General features: G+C 44.3%; 2 pseudogenes. One reads left to right on the plus strand and one right to left on the minus strand.

Annotation, left to right across the window (positions count from 1 at the left end):
* A pseudogene (locus tag R7O13_RS26085) lies at positions 1–328 on the plus strand (adenosine deaminase); the annotation flags it as partial.
* Positions 329–397: 69 nt separating this feature from the next.
* Here the strand turns inward: R7O13_RS26085 and R7O13_RS26090 are convergent.
* Positions 398–794 (minus strand): annotated as a pseudogene (locus R7O13_RS26090) (oxygen-independent coproporphyrinogen III oxidase); the annotation flags it as partial.

The following is a 794-nucleotide window of genomic DNA, read 5'->3' on the forward strand; positions in this document are numbered from 1 at the left end:
TCACGATCCAAAACTGATGGATTACCTAGCGGAAAACCGTATCGGTATAGAATCGTGCCTGACGTCGAACTTCCAAACCAGTACGGTCGATTCTCTAGCAAATCACCCACTGAAACAGTTCCTAGACCACGGCGTTCTAGCGTGTCTAAATACGGATGATCCTGCGGTAGAAGGTATTGAGCTACCTTACGAATACGAAGTGGCGGCGCCAGCAGCCGGCCTGAGCCAAGAGCAGATTCGCCAAGCGCAAATCAATGGCCTTGAGCTTGCTTTCATTTCTGATGCAGAAAAAGCAGAACTGAAAGAAAAAGTTAAAGATCGCGTTTAATCAGCGCAAAATTATAAAAAATGCCAGCATTTGCTGGCATTTTTTGTATTTGGAATCGGCAAGCGATGATCAAATCACGCGAGAGAATTGCTGCTGACGCGCTTTTGCTCGCAGATATTTATCGAAGCTCATACAGATGTTACGGATAAGCAGGCGACCACGCAGTGTCACTCGAATTTCATTGTCATCCACTTCCACCAACTCATCATTGATGAACGTTTGCAGCAATTGCAGGTCTTCTTTGAAGTACTGATCAAATTTCACTCTAAATTCAGATTCGATCGCTTTTTTATCAAGCTTAAAGTTACAAATCAGCTGCTTAATGACTTCACGACGGAGCAAGTCATCCGAATCGAGTGAGACACCTTTCCACAATGCGTGGCGAAGGTCATTTACTTGAGCGTAGTACTTCTTGAGCTCTTTTTGGTTTTGTGCGTACGCTTCACCAATCATTGAAATCGCAGAA

The sequence above is a fragment of the Vibrio sp. Y176 genome (genome assembly GCF_033438945.1).